This is a genomic window from Plantactinospora mayteni (genome assembly GCF_016862935.1).
Taxonomy (GTDB): Bacteria; Actinomycetota; Actinomycetes; order Mycobacteriales; family Micromonosporaceae; genus Plantactinospora; species Plantactinospora mayteni.
In genome coordinates this window covers 358,423-375,069 of record NZ_BONX01000012.1, presented here as the reverse complement: position 1 = coordinate 375,069, position 16,647 = coordinate 358,423, and the positions used below count along the sequence as shown (strand labels likewise).

Sequence of the window (16,647 nt, the reverse complement as noted above, 5' to 3'; positions counted from 1 at the left end):
ATACACCGCCTGTCGGGACCGGAACGCCGCGAGGACGATCCTCGCCACGGCAGAGCGCGGCCGTGCTGGTGCCGACGACGTAAGACACGCGATCACCTCCTTCCGGGACGGTGGTCGGGTGCGGTCCGAGCCAGAAATCCCCCGGCTTCCAGCCGTGGGGAAGCGTTAACGAGGCCCCCCGCCTGATGCCGCCATACCCCTCACGACCTTCGAGATTAACCCGGTCGCACCCGCCGCGCTGTCGCGTTCCGCCTGCGCCGATCGGTGGCGGTCGGGTACCCGGCCAGCGTCGGTTCACCGCCGACTTTCCGACGTTTCTCCGACCTCCGACCGAATTTCCCGATGAGCGTTCGGTTGCGTTCGGATGCATCATGAACGCAGAGGAGGGCGCGGACATGGCCACCAAGACACTTCGACGAACTGCCGCCTTCAGGGCGTTGTTCCGGGCACTGACCGCCGGCTCCCGGGGCGGGCCGTCACTGGGCAAGCGGATCGCCGCCCTGCCCCGCATGATCGCGGCGACCGCGCGGGGCGAGTACGACGGCGGGCTGCGGCTCGCCCTGATGACCGCCGCGACCGCGTACGTGCTGTCCCCGGTCGACGTGCTGCCGGAACTCACCCTGCTGCTCTTCGGCCTGGCCGACGACGCGGTCATGGTGACCTGGCTGGCCGGTGCCGTACTCGCCGAGACCGAGCGCTTCCTCGCCTGGGAGGCCCGCCGAGCCTCCGTCATCCCCGGCGGAGTGGTGCACTGAGGGTTCCGTGGCCCGGGGCCGGGGATCCCCGGCCCCGGGCCGGTCCGGCGGCACGTACGCTGGCGGGAGAACACACCATCCTTCGCCCCGACCGCACGCCACCAGCACCGACCCTGTGCCCGGCCAGTGCCGTCCGGCCGGCGAGCACCGAGAAGGGCACAACGTCGTGCGCTACTACGACAACGTCATCGAGCTGATCGGTGACACCCCGCTGGTCCGACTGCGGCAGGTGACCGCCGGCATCTCGGCGACCGTGCTCGCCAAGGTCGAGTACTTCAACCCGGGCGGCTCGGTCAAGGACCGCATCGCGCTGCGGATGGTCGAGGAGGCGGAGCAGGCCGGGCTGCTGAGGCCGGGCGGCACGATCGTCGAGCCGACCAGCGGGAACACCGGTGTCGGGCTGGCCCTGGTTGCCCAGATGCGCGGCTACAAGTGCGTCTTCGTCTGCCCCGACAAGGTCAGCGAGGACAAGCAGAACGTGCTGCGGGCGTACGGCGCCGAGGTGGTGGTCTGCCCCACGGCGGTCGCCCCGGAGGACCCCCGCTCGTACTACAACGTGTCGGACCGGCTGACCCGGGAGATCCCCGGCGCATGGAAGCCCAACCAGTACGCCAACCCGGCGAACCCGCGCTCGCACTACGAGACCACCGGTCCGGAGCTGTGGGAGCAGACCGGCGGCCGGATCACGCACTTCGTGGCCGGGGTCGGTACCGGCGGCACCATCTCCGGCACCGGCCGCTATCTCAAGGAGGTCTCCGGCGGGGCGGTACGGATCATCGGCGCCGACCCGGAGGGCTCGGTCTACTCCGGCGGTACCGGCCGGCCCTACCTGGTGGAGGGGGTCGGCGAGGACTTCTGGCCGGAGACGTACGACCGGGGCGTCTGCGACGAGATCGTGGAGGTCTCCGACAAGGACTCCTTCGAGCTGACCCGGCGACTCGCCCGCGAGGAGGGGCTGCTGGTCGGCGGCTCCTGCGGGATGGCGGTGGCCGCCGCGCTGGAGGTGGCCCGGCGGGCCGGCCCGGACGACGTGGTGGTGGTGCTGCTGCCGGACGGCGGCCGGGGCTACCTGTCCAAGATCTTCGACGACGAGTGGATGGCCCGGTACGGCTTCATGGACACCAGCGCCACCGAGCCGACCGTGGCCGACGCGCTGAACAGCAAGCCGAACGGCATTCCCGAGCTGATCCACGTACACCCGACCGAGACCGTCCGGGACGCCGTCGACTACATGCGGGAATATGCGGTCTCCCAGCTCCCGGTGCTCAAGGCCGAGCCGCCGGTGGTGACCGGCGAGGTCGCCGGCTCGATCGCCGAACGGGACCTGCTGGACGCGCTCTTCACCGGCCAGGCGAAGCTGCACGACACCATCGAGCGGCACATGGGGCCGCCGCTGCCGATGATCGGCGGTGGGCAGCCGGTGAGCGAGGCGGTCGGGCTGCTGGAGAAGTCCGACGCCGCGTTGGTGCTGGTGGACGGCAAGCCGAAGGGCGTACTCACCCGGCAGGACCTGCTGGCCCACCTGGGCGCCTCCCCGCGCTGACCGGCACCGGACCGGCCGGCGCGGCCGAGCGGGATCCGGCGGTGCCGGCCGTCAGCGGGTCCGCCCGGCCCGCACCGCGATCAACTCGGCCGCCCGGTGTCACCGGGTCAGTTCGGCCGCCGGCCGTCAGCGGGTCAGCTCGGTCGGCACCGCGATCACGTCGACGAAGGCGCCCCGGCGCAGCAGGGTCATCGGCAGTCGGCTGCCGATGGCCGGGCCGAGCATGAGCCGTTGCAGGCTCTGTCCGTTCGCCACCGGGCGGCCACCGGCCGAGATGATCACGTCACCGAGGTAGATCCCGGCTATCCCGGCCGGGCTCTCCGGGACCACCTCCACCACCCGCAGCCCGCGCTGCTGGCCGGTCCGCTCGGCGACGGCCGGCGGCAGCGGTACCGGCACTCCGGCGACACCCAGCCAGGCCCGGCGGACCCGTCCGGAGTTCACCAGGTCGCCGATGATCTGCCGGGTGGTGGAGTTGATCGGTACCGCCAGGCCGAGGCCGTACCCGGCGACGGCGGTGTTGATCCCGACCACCCGGCCGGCCGCGTCGGCCAGCGCCCCACCGGAGTTGCCGGGGTTGAGCGCGGCGTCGGTCTGGATGACGTCCTCGATCAGCCGGACGACCCGGCCGTCCCGGGCCGGCAGCGACCGGCCCAGCCCGGAGACCACCCCGGCGGTGACCGAGCCGGCCAGCCCCATCGGGTTGCCGACCGCCACCACGAGCTGCCCGATCCGCAGCGGATCGGCGTCGCCGAGTTCGGCCGGCGGGGCGGTGGTGGCCCGAACCCGGAGTACGGCCAGGTCGGAGAGGGGATCGGCGCCGACCACGTCGAACCGGGCCTCGGCGCCGTCGCCGAAGGTGGCCAGCCCGCCGGTCGCCCCGTCCACCACGTGTGCGCTGGTGAGCAGGAAACCGTCGTCGGTGAAGGTCACCGCCGAGCCGGCTCCGGCCCCGCGCGGCCCGCGTACGGCCAGCGCCGCCACGCTCGGCAGCACCCGGTCCGCCACCCCGGTCACCACCTGCGAGTACGCGTCCAGAGCGGCCCGCTCGGCGCGCTCCGGTTCGAGTCTTTCGGTGCTCATGTGCCGGTCAACGCCAACACGACCCCGCTCGATCCCCGGCACCGCTGCGCCCAGAGCGAAATCCGTCGCCGTGGTGGGCGGCCGTCACGCGCCGTGCCGGACCGCTGTCACGCCGGTCCCGGAGTGCTGCCGGAGGCCGCTGGGAAGGCGCTCAGGGCAGGTCGCGGGCGTAGCGGAGCTGCGGGGTCAACACCGGGCCGATGCCGCCCTCCCGCTCGGCGCCGTCCGGCACCCAGCCGCCCCGGGCGTAGAAGTCCCGGGCGTGCGCGTTGCCGACGAGTACCCAGAGCACGGCCCGGCGCCAGCCCTGGGCGCGCAGCTTGGCCAGCGCGTCGACCATCAGCGTCCGGCCCACCCCGTGACCCTGCTCGGCCGGGTCGAGGTGGATCGCGTACAGCTCGCCGACGTCGGGGCCGGCCGAGTCCGGTTCGGCCGGATCGTGCGGCCCGAGATAGGTGAAGCCGGCCAGCCGGCCGTCCCGTTCCGCCATCGTCATCTGGTGGGTGTCCCGCTCGTACGCCCAGCGCTCCGTCCAGTACCGGCCCATCATCTCGCCGGTCTCCACCGCCAGCGCGTCCGCGGGAATGATCTCCCGGTACGCCATCGTGCGCGACCTCTGCTGGAGGTCTCCGACGGCCATCAGGTCGGCGGCGACCGCCGGGCGCAGGGTGAGGGTCATCAGTTGATCGTAGTAACGTGGCCGACGTGGTCACCTGGGACAGAGTGTGTGATCTGGTGTCGGTGCTACCCGAGGTGGAACAGGGCATCTCATACGGGACACCGGCCTGCAAGATCCGGGGCAAGCTCTTCGCCCGGCTGCTGGAGGACGGCGAGCGGATCGCGATCTTCACGCACGAGCGGGAGGCACTGCTCGCGGCGGCGCCGCAGACCTACACCGTGCCGGCACACTACGCCAACTATCCGATGGTGGTGGTCGTGCTCGACACCGCCGACCCCGTCGAGCTGAGCGAACTGCTCACCGAGTCCTGGCGGATCAGGGCGCCGAAGCGGCTGGCGGCGACGCTGCCGCGCTGACCGGCGCCCGGGGCGGTACCGCCACCCGGGTCAGGTCCTCGGCGATCACCAGGTCACCGTCGAAGTGCTCCCGGGCCTCGGCCGCGAAGCGCTCGGCGGCCGGCGGCACCCCGGCCCGGGACGTCGGGGCGTACCGCTGGGAGAAGTGGGTGAGCACGAGCCGGCGTACCCCGGACTCGGCCGCCACCCGGGCGGCCTGGGCCGCGGTCAGGTGGCCGACCTCGGCGGCGAGCGCGGCGTCCTCGGTCAGGAACGTCGACTCGATCACCAGCAGGTCGGCCCGGTCGGCCAGCGCGAACACCCCGTCGCAGAGCCCGGTGTCCATCACGAAGCCGAACCGCTGGCCGGGACGCGGCGCGCTCACCTCGGCGAGCGTCACCCGCCGCCCGGCCACGTCGACGTGGCCGGTCCGGATCAGCTCGCCGATCGCCGGCCCTCGGATGCCGTACGCCGCCAGCCGGTCCGGCAGCATCCGGCGCTCGTCCGGCTCGACCAGCCGGTAGCCGTACGTCTCGACCGGGTGCCGGAGCCGGCGGGCCAGCAGGGTGCCGGCGGAGGTCTCGAAGGTCTGGCCGTCCCGGAGTACCGGCAGTTCGCGCACTTCGGCGGTCTCGTAGAACGAACTGGCGTGCCGCAGCCGGGCGAAGTAGTGCGCGTCGCCGCCCGGATAGTGCGCGTCGACCGGATGCGGCACCCGGTCCAGCGAGAGCCGCTGGACCACGCCGGGCAGGCCGAGGCAGTGGTCGCCGTGGAAGTGCGTGACACAGATCCGGGTCAGGTCGCCGGCCGGGACGCCGCCGAACATCATCTGCCGCTGGGTGCCCTCGCCGGGGTCGAAGAGGATCACCTCGCGGTCCCAGCGCAGCACGTACCCGTTGTGGTTGCGATGCCGGGTCGGCACCTGGCTGGCCGTGCCCAGCACCGCCAGCTCACGTACGGACACGGCGGCCCTTTCCGGGGGTTCCGGTCGACGGCGGGTGGCGGTCGGCCGGAGAAATGGTCGACCCCCGGGGTACCGGGTGACGATCGTCACGCGGAGGCCGGCTGGACTTTGGCCGGCACGCCCCGGGGGTCGGGTGGCTGTCGTGGATTCGCCGCACCGCTGCCACACGGTCTCGACGACTTGCAACTGCCCGCCTGCGGCGGACACCGAAACTGTCAAGGACAGCGGCTAGCGGACAGCCACCTCACGAGTCCTATTGCTATACAAAGCTCGGACCACCTCCCTTCCCGTGTACGGCCACGCTATCCATCCCCGGTCGGCCCCGGCAACGGTTTTTGGCCACACACTCCCGCCGGTACGGGCCGGTCGTCCGCCGGCCGCTACGCCCCGGTCCTGGCCACGCCGACCGGGCAGGTCAGCCCGTTCGGGCCGTGGGTGCAGTAGCCGTTCGGGTTCTTCGTCGGCGCCAGGTACTGCTGGTGGTAGTCCTCGGCATAGAAGTAGTCCCCCAGCCGGGCGATCTCGGTGGTGATCTCGCCGTGCCCGGCCCGCGCCACGATCGGCGCGAACGCGTCCCGGGACGCCTGGGCGGTCGCCGACTGCTCGTCCGTGCTGGTGTAGATCGCCGACCGGTACTGCGTGCCGACGTCGTTGCCCTGCCGCATCCCCTGGGTCGGGTCGTGGTTCTCCCAGAAGACCTTGAGCAGGTCCTCGTAGCCGATCTTCGAGGGGTCGTAGACCACCTGGACCACCTCGGCGTGCGCGGTCCGGCCCGAGCAGACCTCCTCGTAGGTCGGGTTCCGGGTGTAACCGCCCGCATAGCCCACGGAGGTGGAAATCACCCCGGGCAGGGTCCAGAACAGCCGCTCGGCTCCCCAGAAACAGCCCATCCCGAAGACGGCGACCTGGGCGCCCTCGGGCCACGGTCCCCGCAGCGGGGTACCGAGCACCTCGTGCCGGTCGGCGATCGGCATCGCGATCAGCCGGCCGGGCAGGGCCTGGTCGGGGGTGGGCAGCTCGGCATTGATACGCCGTAGGAACACGATGGAACTCCTTTCGTACCTCTGCCGGGTGTAACACGGCACCCACCGGGATCCTTACCCGCCCGAGCCCGTACCACCCCACCTCCCGGCCACGCCCGCTCGTCGCCTCCCGCCCGCCGGTGTCACCTCGCCGGTCAGTCCTTGAGTGCGGCGGCGATCCGGTCGGCGTACGACCCGGCCTCCTCGTCCGAGGCGTACCGGGTTCGGGGCCAGAAGAAGCCGCGCAGCCCGTCGCCCTTGGTCCTCGGTACGACATGGGTGTGCAGGTGCGGCACGGACTGGGACACCCGGTTGTTCATCGCCACGAACGTCCCACCCGCGCCCAGCCCGGCCTCGACGGCCAGGGCCAGCCGCCGGACCAGCCGGAAGTAGCCCGGCAGCGCCGCCTCGGGCAGCTCGCCGAGGGTCTCGACATGCGTGCGCGGCACCACCAGCAGATGCCCCTTGAACACCGGGCGGACGTCGAGGAAGGCCACCCCGTCGGGGGAGTCGACCACCCGGAACGCCGCCGCACCCGCCACGATCCCGCAGAACACACACCCCGCCACCAGTGCAGGCTAGCCTTCTGCAAATGAGTCACGGCTTCGAGACACTCGCCATCCACGCCGGCCAGGAGCCGGAGCCCCGCACCGGGGCGGTGGTGCCGCCGATATACCAGACCAGCACCTACGCCCAGGACGCCGTCGGGGCACCCCGGCTCGGCTACGAGTACAGCAGGTCGGCCAACCCGACCCGGGACGCGTTGCAGGACTGCCTCGCCGCGTTGGAGGGCGGTCCGGTCGGGCTGGCCTTCGCCAGCGGGCTGGCCGCCGAGGACACCCTGCTGCGTACCGTCTGTCGGCCGGGGGACCACGTGGTGATCCCGGACGACGCGTACGGCGGCACGTTCCGGCTCTTCGCCCGGGTCGCCGAGCGGTGGGGGCTGTCCTGGACGGCCGCCCGGATCTCCGATGTCGATTCGGTCCGGGCGGCGGTCCGCCCCGGCCAGACGAAGGTGATCTGGGTGGAGACCCCCACCAACCCGCTGCTCGGGATCGCCGACATCGCCGGGCTCGCCGCGCTGGCCAGCGACGTCGACGCGCTGCTGGTGGTCGACAACACGTTCGCCTCGCCGTACCTCCAGCAGCCGATCGCGCTCGGCGCGGACGTGGTGGTGCACTCGACCACCAAGTACGTCGGCGGGCACTCCGACGTGGTCGGTGGCGCCCTCGTCGCGGCCAGCGCCGCGCTCGGCGAGGAGCTGCGCTACCACCAGAACGCGATGGGTGCGGTGAACGGGCCGTTCGACGCCTGGCTGACCCTGCGCGGGGTCAAGACCCTCGGCGTACGGATGGACCGGCACTGCGACAACGCCGAGCGGATCGCCGACTACCTGCACGGGCACCGGGCGGTGGCCCAGGTGCTCTACCCGGGCCTGCCGGAACACCCGGGGCACGAGGTCGCGGCGAAGCAGATGCGCCGGTTCGGCGGCATGATCTCGTTCCGGGCGGCCGGTGGCGAGGAGCACGCGGTACAGATCTGTGACCGGGCGAAACTCTTCGTACTCGCCGAGTCGCTGGGCGGGGTCGAGTCATTGATCGAACACCCGGGTCGGATGACACACGCAAGTGCCGCCGGCTCGCCGCTTGAAGTTCCCGCCGATCTCGTGCGACTGTCTGTCGGCATCGAGACCGCCGACGACCTACTCGCAGACCTGGAGCAGGCGCTCGGCTGACCGTCGTCCGGCCGCCCGGACGGCGTTGCGGACAAGCCGATGGGGAGGTGGCCGTGCAGGACATCACGCCGAACTGGGTGGGCGCGACCGCGAAGCAGATCGCCCGGGCGGTCCGCCGTGGGGACGCCTCCGCCACCCAGGTGGTGGCGGATCACCTCGACCACATCGACCGGGCCGACCGTGAGCTGTCCGCGTTCCGGGTGGTCCGGGGTGGCGAGGCGATCGTCGAGGCGGAGAAGGTCGACGAGCAGGACGACCTGGCGAACCTGCCGCTGGCCGGGGTGCCGGTCGCGGTCAAGGAGAACACCGCCGTGGCGGGGCTGCCGACCTGGAACGGGTCGGCAGCCGCGCGTACCCCGGTGGCCGAGGACGACCACGAGGTGGTCCGGCGGCTGCGCGGCGCCGGAGCGGTGATCGTCGGGGTGACCCGGATGCCCGAGCTGGGGCTCTTCGGGTTCACCGACGACGAGACGGCGGTGACCCGCAACCCGTGGGCGGCCGACCGCACCCCGGGCGGCTCGTCCGGCGGCGCGGCGGCGGCGGTCGCCGCCGGGATGGTGCCGATCGCGCACGGCAACGACGGGCTCGGGTCGATCCGGATCCCGGCCGCCTGCTGCGGGCTGGTCGGGCTCAAGCCGGGCCGGGGCGTGGTGCCGTGCCAGCTCGGCGCCAACGACTGGTACGGCCTCGCCGAGCAGGGCATCCTGGCCAGCACCGTGGCGGACGCCGCGGTCGGCTTCGCGGTGCTCGCCGGACGCCGGCCGGACAAGTTGACGCCGCCGGAGCGGCTCCGGGTCGCCGTGTCGCTCCGCTCACCGGTCTCCGGGGTACGCCCGGACCAGCCGAACCGGGACGCGGTGGCCGCCGCCGGCAAGCTGCTGGCGGTGGCCGGACACGACACGGTCTCGGTCGACCCGGTCTATCCGACCTCGCTGGGGCTGCGCGGCATCGCCACCTGGCTGGCGTCGGCCGCCAACGAGATCGAGGCGGCCGGCCTGGATCCGGGCACCCTGCAACGGCGCAGCCGCCGGCACGCCGCCCTCGGCACCTGGGCCCGGCGCCGCGGCCTGGTACGCGAGCAGGACCGCACCCAGTGGCGGGAGCGGAGCGTCAACTTCTTCGGCGACCACTCGGTCGACCTGCTGCTCACCCCGGCGCTGGCCAGCGCACCGCCGCCGGCCCTCGGCTGGGCCGCCCGCTCGTGGCGGTCCAACCTGCTGACCTGCATCCGCTACGCGCCGTACGCCGGGCCGTGGAACCTCGCCGGGCTGCCCTCGCTGGTCGTCCCGGTCGGACTGCGCCCGGACGGGCTGCCGGTCGGGGTGCAACTGGTCGGGCCGCCCGGATCGGAGCTGCTGCTGCTCGGCGTGGCCGGGCAGTTCGAGCTGACCGGCCCGTGGCGGCGGCACGCGCCGGACTATCCCCGGGTGCCGACCCCGGCCGGCTGACCGGCTGCACGACTCGCTCTTGTCCGGTGGGGCGCTCGGGGGCGGGCAGTCCGGCGACCGGGCCGGACCGGATCGGACCGCGAGGTGACCTCCGGCACGCCGGTACCGCCGACCGGAGCGTTCCGGGCGCGGGATGCGACGATCTGGGGCATGACGGAGCTGGTCGGACTCGCCGAGGTCACCGCCGCCCGCGAACTGCTCGCCGGGGTCACCCGGGCCACTCCGCTGGAGCCGTCCCGGCCGCTCTCCGCCGAGCTGGGCGGACCGGTCTGGTTGAAGTGTGAGCACGTGCAGCGGGCCGGGTCGTACAAGGTCCGGGGCGCGTACGTGCGGATCGCCCGGCTCTCGGCGGCGGAGCGCGACCGGGGGGTGGTAGCGGCCAGCGCCGGCAACCACGCCCAGGGGGTGGCGCTCGCCGCCGGTCTGCTCGGCGCCGCCGCGACGGTCTTCATGCCGGTGGGCGCGCCGCTGCCGAAGGTGGCGGCGACCAAGGGGTACGGCGCCCAGGTGGAGTTGGTCGGCAACACCGTCGACGAGTCACTGGTCGCCGCGGAGGACTTCGCGAACCGGACCGGGGCGGTCTTCATCCACCCGTTCGACCATCCGGACGTGATCGCCGGGCAGGGCACCGTGGCGCTGGAGATCCTGGAGCAGTGCCCGGAGGTGCGGACCATCGTCGCCGGGGTCGGCGGCGGGGGACTGATCTCCGGGATCGCGGTGGCGGCCAAGGCGCTCCGCCCGGACGTACGGGTGATCGGGGTGCAGGCCGCCGGTGCCGCCGCGTTCCCCGCGTCGCTGCGGGCCGGCGAGCCGGTACGCCTGCCCGCCTTCGCCACCATCGCCGACGGCATCGCGGTCGGTCGGCCAGGTGAGGTCACCTTCGCTCATGTCAGCAAGCTGGTGGACGAGATCGTGACGGTGTCGGACGAGGACATCTCCCGGGCCCTGCTGATGCTGCTGGAGCGGGGCAAGCAGGTGGTGGAGCCGGCCGGGGCGGCCGGGGTGGCCGCGCTGATGTCCGGTGCGGTGTCGGTGGAGCCGCCGGTGGTGGCGGTGCTCTCCGGCGGCAACATCGACCCGCTGCTGATGCTGCGGGTGATCGAGCACGGGCTCGCCTCGGCCGGCCGTTTCCTGCGGATCACCGTGCGCTGCGCGGACCGGCCCGGCCAGTTGGCCTCGCTGCTGGGCCTGATCGGCGAGCACCGGGGCAACGTGGTCGACGTGGTGCACCAGCGGCAGAACCCGCACCTGCGGCTCGGCGAGGTCGAGGTGGCCCTCTCGGTGGAGACCCGGGGCGCCGAACACTCGGACCGGCTGATCAGCGCGCTGCGCGGCTGCGGTTACCAGGTCGACGTCGCCCAGCCGGGCTGAGCCGGCTGGGTCGGACGTCGGTACCGCCCGCCTCTGGCGGTTCGCCTCCGGTCAACCGCCGTACGCCTCGAACCGGACCACCGTCACCTTGATCTCCGCGCCGCTGGGCGCCGTGTAGGTGACGGTCTGGCCGGGCCGGGAACCGAGGATGGACTTGCCGAGCGCCGACTCCGGGCTGTAGACGGTCAGGTCGGTGGTCGCGGCGATCTCCCGGGAACCGAGCAGGAAGGTCTCGGTGTCGTCGGTGTCGTCGTCGAAGTGGATCGTGACGACGCAGCCCGGCGCCACCACGTCCGCGGCCGGCGCCTCGCCCACCTGGGCGGTACGGAGCAGTTCCTGTAGTTGACGGATCCGTGCCTCCTGCTTGCCCTGTTCCTCCCGGGCGGCGTGGTAACCGCCGTTCTCCCTGAGGTCACCCTCTTCGCGTCGGGCGTTGATCTCCGCGGCGATCGCCGGACGGCCGGCGATCAGCTCGTTGAGCTCCGCCTGCAGCCGGTCGTAGGCCTCCTGGGACAGCCAGGTGGCTGCCTCGCGGTCGGTCGTGGACACAGACGATCTCCTCGGGTAGTCGTGGACAGGGACGAATTACCAAGTTACCAGTGCGCTACACACCGGACGCCACGTCATTTATCGCTGTACGGTGCTGGCCGGGGGCCTGCCGGTGCCCGGAACCGGCTCGCGGCGGTGCCCGGCGGACGGCCCGCGGAGCGCCTCGGCGGTGCCGGCGGCTGCCTCGGACGGACGGCCGACGGCGGCTCCGGAGCGCCGCTCAGCCGATGGTCGACGGGCGGCTGGGCCGGTGCCGGCGGGCGCTCAGCCGGCCGGGCAGGCGGGCCGGTGGACGCGTGGCCGGCCGGGCGGGCCGGTGTGCGCTCAGTCGGCCGGGCGGCAGCGGAGTACCTCGCCGAGGATCGGCCGGGCCGTGGTGGCCAGCCGGTGCCGGGCCGTCAGGTGCCGCTGCCCCGGCTCGGCGGCCACCCGTACCTCCTCGCGGGCGACCTCGGCGCCGTCCTTGGCACGGGCCCGGAGTACGCAGGTGGCCGAGCCCCCGGCCGGGACGGTCACCCGGAAGTCGAGTACGAGTTGACTGTCGGTGATCTCGGTGTAGGTGATCACCTCGGCGTCGTAGTTCGGGTCGCCGTACTGCCGGTAGAGGCGGTAGGAGACCGCGCCCATCACCGCCAGCAGGGCGGCCACCAGCAGCGCCGAGACCCAGGGGCGGCGGCGCCGGTACGCGCGGCGGTGGCCGTACCGGCCGGGTGGGAATACCGGGGCGGTCGGTACGGGTGTGGCGGGCGTCTCGGGCACCGGCGGGTATCTCCTGGGACTGTTGTCGGTGGCATCGGCAAGAATGGGTACGCCCATCTTCGCAGCCGACGACCGGGCCGGGTCTGGCAGGTCCACGACCGACCGGATCGCGGGCCGGCCCTCGGGTCGGCGGAGGGCGGGCGTTCAGGGGGACGGGGGCCGACCCCGGCCCCGGCATCACGAGGGAGCACCCGAGTTGACAGAGCAGTTGCGTCTGATGGCCGTGCACGCCCATCCCGACGACGAGTCGAGCAAGGGCGCGGCGACCATGGCGAAGTACGTCGCCGAAGGCGTGCAGGTCCTCGTCGTCACGTGCACGGGCGGTGAGCGCGGCAGCGTGCTCAACCCGAAGCTGGACCGACCGGACGTCTGGGCCAACATCGCGGAGATCCGTCGGGGCGAGATGGACGCCGCCCGGGCGATCCTCGGCGTCGAGCAGGCGTGGCTCGGCTTCGTCGACTCGGGGCTGCCGGAGGGCGATCCGCTGCCGCCGCTGCCCGAGGGCTGCTTCGCGCTCCAGGACATCGAGGTCGCGGCGGCGCCGCTGGTCAAGCTGATGCGGGAGTTCCGCCCGCACGTCGTCACGACCTACGACGAGGAGGGCGGCTACCCGCACCCCGACCACATCATGTGCCACAACGTCAGCGTGGCGGCGTTCGACGCGGCCGGCGACCCGGAGCGCTTTCCGGAGCTGGGTACGCCGTGGCAGCCGTCGAAGCTCTACTACGACATCGGCTTCTCCAAGGCCAAGATCATGGCGCTGCACGAGGCGATGCTCGCCCGAGGCGAGGAGTCGCCGTACGCGGAGTGGCTGGAGCGCTGGGAGGACCGGCCGGACAAGGGGCCGAGGATCACCACCCGGGTCGAGTGCGCGGACTACTTCCCGGTCCGCGACGACGCGCTGCGCGCCCACGCCACCCAGGTCGACCCGGACGGCTTCTGGTTCCACGTGCCGATGGAGTTGCAGCAGCACGCCTGGCCGACCGAGGACTTCGAGCTGGTCCGCTCGGTGGTCGACAGCCCGCTGCCCGAGTCGGACCTCTTCGCCGGGGTACGGGAGACCGCACAGGTGCGGTGAGCGGAGCTAGGCGTACCGTGAAGGGGTAGGCCCGCCACATCGGAGGATTGCCAGCCATGCTTACCGCTGCGCAGGTGCTCGCGCAGAACAACTTCGGTGACACACGGACCGGTGGCCTGGCCGGACCGATGGGTCTCTTCCTGATCACCGTACTGGCTATCGCCACCGTTCTGCTGATCCGTAACATGAACGCCCGGTTGCGTCGACTGCCGGAGCGCTTTCCCGAGCAACGGGACGACGAGCCGTCGGCGACCGAGCCGGGCTCGGTCAACGCGGTCCCGACCGAGGAATCTCATGGGAGCGCTTCCAATACCCCCCAGCAGGACCGGAACAGCCAGTCCGCGCCATGATTCACGCTAATCCGGCCAGGCGCCCCCTGTTGCGCTCAATCGGATTGGCTTAGCCTTCCGCCGGGGACCAAAAGTCCCCGCACCGTGCGCGGGAGGGGGCGCCGATGAGAACCAGGCCCGACGCCCAGCGCCGGTCGAGGCACGGCCACGTCGCGAAGCGGCCGACAGTGAACGGCGGCGATCCGTGACGTCCGGGCGTCGGTCCGAGCGGTTGCTCGCTCTGGTCGGCATCGCGTCGGCGCCCCGTCGGGTGCGGGTGCTCACCTTCACCGTCCTGCCTGTCGCGGTGGCCCTCGCCGTGGCCGGTCTCCTCGTCCCCACCGCCCTGCCCGGCGACGACCCGCTGCCGGGGGTGGCCCGGCTCGGCATCGCCACCGCGGTGATGGCGATAGCGCAGCTCTTCCGGTTGCGGTTCCGGGTCGGTTCGGGCCGGGTCAGTGTCACCTGGGGCGAGGCGTCGTTCATCATCGGCCTCTCCCTCGTGCCACCCGGCTGGCTGCCGGCCGCCGCCCTGCTCGGGGCGGTGCTGGCCTGGACGCTGCTGACGATCTTCGTAGACCGGCGTTCCGCGCTGGACGTCGTACACACCGCCGCCTCGCTGACCATCTCCGTCGGGCTGGCCGTCACGGTCGCGCTGACCGTCGCCGGAGCACTCGGCACGACGGTCCCGGACGTGCTGGGGACGATCTTCGTCACCGACCTGACACCGCCGATGATCGCCGCTATCGCCGTCGGCTCGATGACCTATCTGCTGAGCACCGCCTCGCTGGTCGGGCTCACCCTGTCGCTGCGGCACGGCGAACGGCTCTGGCCGGCGCTGCTCCGCGCTCTCCAGGGCAAGTTGCTGATGTTCGTCGGCAACGTCTTCGTCGGGCTGGCCGTGGTGGCCGTGGTCGAGTACGACCCACTCTGGCTGCTCTTCCTACCGCCGGTGCTGTGGCTGCTCCAGCAGACGTACAGTCATCGGCTCCGCGCCGACGACGAGCGCCGCGCCTGGCGGTCCCTTGCCGAGGCCACCGGCGCGCTCAACCAGCTCGACGAGCACGGTGTCGCGACGGCCGGGGTGGCCGGCCCACTGGCCCTGTTCGGCGCGGAGTGGGTCGAGGTGGACGTGCGGCGCGGCGACGGCCGGTGGCGGCGCTACCGGGGCGAGCCGGGCCAGCCGGTGGTGCACCGCGAACTGACCACGGTCGAACGGGCCGACCCCGGCGAGCCGGGCGGATCCCCGGGACCGTCGACGGACGAGACCGACCGGCTGCCGCTGGCCAGCCGACTCGGCCTGGACCTCGCCGCCAGCCAGGTCGGCCGCGACCTGTCGGCGGACCGGGGTGCCGGCGCGGCCGGCGGTCGGGCCGGCACCGAGCAGGGCCCGACGGCCACCGGGCGGACCGACCAGGAACTGACCCGGCCGCTGGTGGTCGGCACCTCGCCAGTCGGTGAGTTGCGGGTCCGGTTCCCCCGCTCCGCCCCGCCCAGCCAGCGGGAGCAGGACGCGCTCTCGGCGTTCGGCGACGCGCTGGCGGCGGCGCTGCACGACGCGGCGACGCACCGCCAGCTCCGGCTGGTGACGGCCCAGTCGTCGTACGAGGCGGTGCACGACGCGCTGACCAACCTGATCAACCGGGCGGCCCTGCTGAGCAAGGGCGATCTCGCGCTGCACCAGCTCGGCCACGACCATCCGGTGGCCCTGCTGCTGCTCGACATCGACCACTTCAAAGAGGTCAACGACACCCTCGGGCACGCGGCCGGCGACGAGCTGCTCCAGGTGACGGCCGACCGGCTGGACGCGCTGGTCCGTCCCGGCGAGCTGCTGGGCCGGCTCGGCGGCGACGAGTTCGCGCTGCTGATCCCCTCCCCGGCCGTACTCGCCGAGCCGGCCACCGACCGGTTGCCGATGCCGAACGTGCTGCGCCGGGCCCGGGAGATCGTCGAGCTGCTCGCCACCCCGATCGAGGTGGCCGGAGTACGGATGTCGGTCGAGGTCTCCGTCGGGGTGGTGGTGGCCGGTGCGGGTACGGCCGACATGACCGAACTGCTGCGCCGGGCCGACATCGCGATGTACCAGGCGAAGCAGGGCGGCGGCAGCGTCGCGTCGTACGACAGCGCCCGGGACGCGGCCAGTACCGACAAGCTCGCCCTGCTCGCCGAGCTGCGCGAGGCGCTGGACGTCGACGACCAGCTCGAACTCGCGCTCCAGCCGGCGGTCGACCTCTCCACCGGGGAGCCGACCGGGGTGGAGGCGCTGATCCGCTGGCGACACCCGCGGCGGGGCCGGCTCACCCCGGCGGACTTCGTCCGGACCATCGAGGGCAGCGAACTGCTCGGCGCGTTCACCCGCTATGTCGTGGACAAGGCGCTCGGGGTCGCCGCCGACTGGGCCCGGCACGGTCTGGACGTACCGATCTCGATCAACCTGTCGGCGCGCAGCCTGCTCGACCCGCGGCTGCCGGCCGAGGTGGCCGAGTCGCTGCGCCGGCACCAGGTGCCGGCCCGCCGCCTGGTGCTGGAGATCACCGAGACGGTGGTGATGAGCGAGCTGGAGGTCATCGACGAGGTGCTCTCCGCGCTGCGCGGGATGGGCGTGCAGTTGGCCGTCGACGACTTCGGCACCGGGTTCTCCTCACTGACCTTCCTGACCCGGATCTCGGTGGACGAACTCAAGGTCGACCGGTCGTTCGTGATGAAGATGGCGGAGTCGCCGGAGGCGGCGGCGATCGTACGGACCACTGTGGACCTCGGCCGGGAGTTGGGGCTGCGGGTGGTGGCCGAGGGAGTGGAGACCGCCGACCAGCGGGCCGCGCTCGCCGAGCTGGGCTGTACGGCCGCGCAGGGCTACCACTTCTTCCGGCCGATGCCGTCGGACAAGATCGTCGCCGTACTGCGGTCGCTGCTCGACTCGGCGCAGGCGCGGATCCTCCCGCTGCGCGCCGACGGCGCCTCCTGACGCCCCCTGGGATATCCGGCCCCGCTCGATCC

Annotated in this window: 15 protein-coding genes and 1 pseudogene; 9 read left to right on the top strand and 7 right to left on the bottom strand. The window is 72.7% G+C overall.

What is annotated here, in order from left to right:
* Positions 1-395: 395 nt before the first annotated feature.
* Positions 396-755 (top strand): YkvA family protein, encoded by a 360-nt coding sequence (locus Pma05_RS12665; RefSeq protein ID WP_203857576.1) that lies wholly within the window; start codon positions 396-398, stop codon positions 753-755.
* A gap of 166 nt (positions 756-921) precedes the next feature.
* The gene (locus Pma05_RS12660) at positions 922-2,298 is read left to right on the top strand and encodes a cystathionine beta-synthase (RefSeq protein WP_203857537.1); all 1,377 of its coding nucleotides are present in this window, start codon (positions 922-924) and stop codon (positions 2,296-2,298) included.
* A gap of 126 nt (positions 2,299-2,424) precedes the next feature.
* Here Pma05_RS12660 and Pma05_RS12655 read toward each other — a convergent pair whose 3' ends face one another.
* Both Pma05_RS12655 and Pma05_RS12650 read right to left on the bottom strand, forming a co-directional pair.
* Positions 2,425-3,381 (bottom strand): S1C family serine protease, encoded by a 957-nt coding sequence (locus Pma05_RS12655; RefSeq protein ID WP_203857536.1) that lies wholly within the window; start codon positions 3,379-3,381, stop codon positions 2,425-2,427.
* 151 nt (positions 3,382-3,532) lie between these two features.
* Positions 3,533-4,060 carry a GNAT family N-acetyltransferase gene (locus Pma05_RS12650; protein WP_203857535.1) on the bottom strand — a complete coding sequence of 176 codons (528 nt, stop codon included), beginning with the start codon at positions 4,058-4,060 and terminating at the stop codon, positions 3,533-3,535.
* Positions 4,061-4,077: 17 nt separating this feature from the next.
* Between Pma05_RS12650 and Pma05_RS12645 the strand changes: the two genes are divergently transcribed.
* Positions 4,078-4,416: an MmcQ/YjbR family DNA-binding protein gene (locus Pma05_RS12645; RefSeq protein ID WP_203857534.1), complete on the top strand. Its 339-nt coding sequence runs from the start codon at positions 4,078-4,080 to the stop codon at positions 4,414-4,416.
* On the opposite strand, the gene Pma05_RS12640 is transcribed toward Pma05_RS12645, so the two are convergent.
* The 3 genes from Pma05_RS12640 to Pma05_RS12630 form a co-directional block, all read right to left on the bottom strand.
* Entirely contained in the window at positions 4,376-5,359 is a 984-nt protein-coding gene (locus tag Pma05_RS12640; protein WP_203857533.1) for a ribonuclease Z, read from the bottom strand. The genes Pma05_RS12645 and Pma05_RS12640 overlap by 41 nt on opposite strands.
* A 380-nt stretch (positions 5,360-5,739) precedes the next feature.
* Positions 5,740-6,402, bottom strand: coding sequence for a peptide-methionine (S)-S-oxide reductase MsrA (gene msrA / locus Pma05_RS12635; protein WP_203857532.1), 663 nt, complete (start codon positions 6,400-6,402; stop codon positions 5,740-5,742).
* 134 nt (positions 6,403-6,536) lie between these two features.
* The gene (locus Pma05_RS12630) at positions 6,537-6,950 is read right to left on the bottom strand and encodes an HIT family protein (RefSeq protein WP_203857531.1); all 414 of its coding nucleotides are present in this window, start codon (positions 6,948-6,950) and stop codon (positions 6,537-6,539) included.
* A 23-nt stretch (positions 6,951-6,973) separates the two neighbouring features.
* Here Pma05_RS12630 and Pma05_RS12625 point away from each other — a divergent pair, with 23 nt between their 5' ends.
* From Pma05_RS12625 to ilvA, 3 genes are all read left to right on the top strand, one after another.
* A complete protein-coding gene (locus tag Pma05_RS12625; protein ID WP_203857530.1) occupies positions 6,974-8,116 on the top strand; it encodes a cystathionine gamma-synthase in 1,143 nt (380 codons plus the stop codon).
* Between the two features lie 47 nt (positions 8,117-8,163).
* Entirely contained in the window at positions 8,164-9,564 is a 1,401-nt protein-coding gene (locus tag Pma05_RS12620; protein WP_203857529.1) for an amidase, read from the top strand.
* A 150-nt stretch (positions 9,565-9,714) separates the two neighbouring features.
* Positions 9,715-10,935, top strand: coding sequence for a threonine ammonia-lyase (ilvA, locus tag Pma05_RS12615; RefSeq protein ID WP_203857528.1), 1,221 nt, complete (start codon positions 9,715-9,717; stop codon positions 10,933-10,935).
* 51 nt (positions 10,936-10,986) lie between these two features.
* Here ilvA and greA read toward each other — a convergent pair whose 3' ends face one another.
* Entirely contained in the window at positions 10,987-11,484 is a 498-nt protein-coding gene (gene greA / locus Pma05_RS12610; protein ID WP_203857527.1) for a transcription elongation factor GreA, read from the bottom strand.
* 324 nt (positions 11,485-11,808) lie between these two features.
* Positions 11,809-12,243, bottom strand: a complete 435-nt coding sequence (locus Pma05_RS12605; RefSeq protein ID WP_239312247.1) for a DUF4307 domain-containing protein — start codon at positions 12,241-12,243, stop codon at positions 11,809-11,811.
* A 196-nt stretch (positions 12,244-12,439) separates the two neighbouring features.
* On the opposite strand from Pma05_RS12605, the gene mca reads away from it, so the two are divergent.
* From mca to Pma05_RS12590, 3 genes and pseudogenes are all read left to right on the top strand, one after another.
* Entirely contained in the window at positions 12,440-13,321 is an 882-nt protein-coding gene (mca, locus tag Pma05_RS12600) for a mycothiol conjugate amidase Mca (RefSeq protein ID WP_203857525.1), read from the top strand.
* Positions 13,322-13,377: 56 nt separating this feature from the next.
* Positions 13,378-13,671, top strand: a complete 294-nt coding sequence (locus Pma05_RS12595; RefSeq protein ID WP_203857580.1) for a hypothetical protein — start codon at positions 13,378-13,380, stop codon at positions 13,669-13,671.
* 1,006 nt (positions 13,672-14,677) lie between these two features.
* Positions 14,678-16,615 (top strand): annotated as a pseudogene (locus tag Pma05_RS12590) (putative bifunctional diguanylate cyclase/phosphodiesterase); the annotation flags it as partial.
* Positions 16,616-16,647 lie beyond the last annotated feature (32 nt).

Bases quoted from the DNA above. Each gene is read 5' to 3' on its own strand.
- Pma05_RS12665 (WP_203857576.1), top strand. From the start codon at position 396: ATGGCCACCAAGACACTTCGACGAACTGCCGCCTTCAGGGCGTTGTTC.
- Pma05_RS12655 (WP_203857536.1), bottom strand. From the start codon at position 3,381: ATGAGCACCGAAAGACTCGAACCGGAGCGCGCCGAGCGGGCCGCTCTG.
- Pma05_RS12650 (WP_203857535.1), bottom strand. From the start codon at position 4,060: ATGACCCTCACCCTGCGCCCGGCGGTCGCCGCCGACCTGATGGCCGTC.
- Pma05_RS12625 (WP_203857530.1), top strand. From the start codon at position 6,974: ATGAGTCACGGCTTCGAGACACTCGCCATCCACGCCGGCCAGGAGCCG.
- ilvA (WP_203857528.1), top strand. From the start codon at position 9,715: ATGACGGAGCTGGTCGGACTCGCCGAGGTCACCGCCGCCCGCGAACTG.
- Pma05_RS12595 (WP_203857580.1), top strand. From the start codon at position 13,378: ATGCTTACCGCTGCGCAGGTGCTCGCGCAGAACAACTTCGGTGACACA.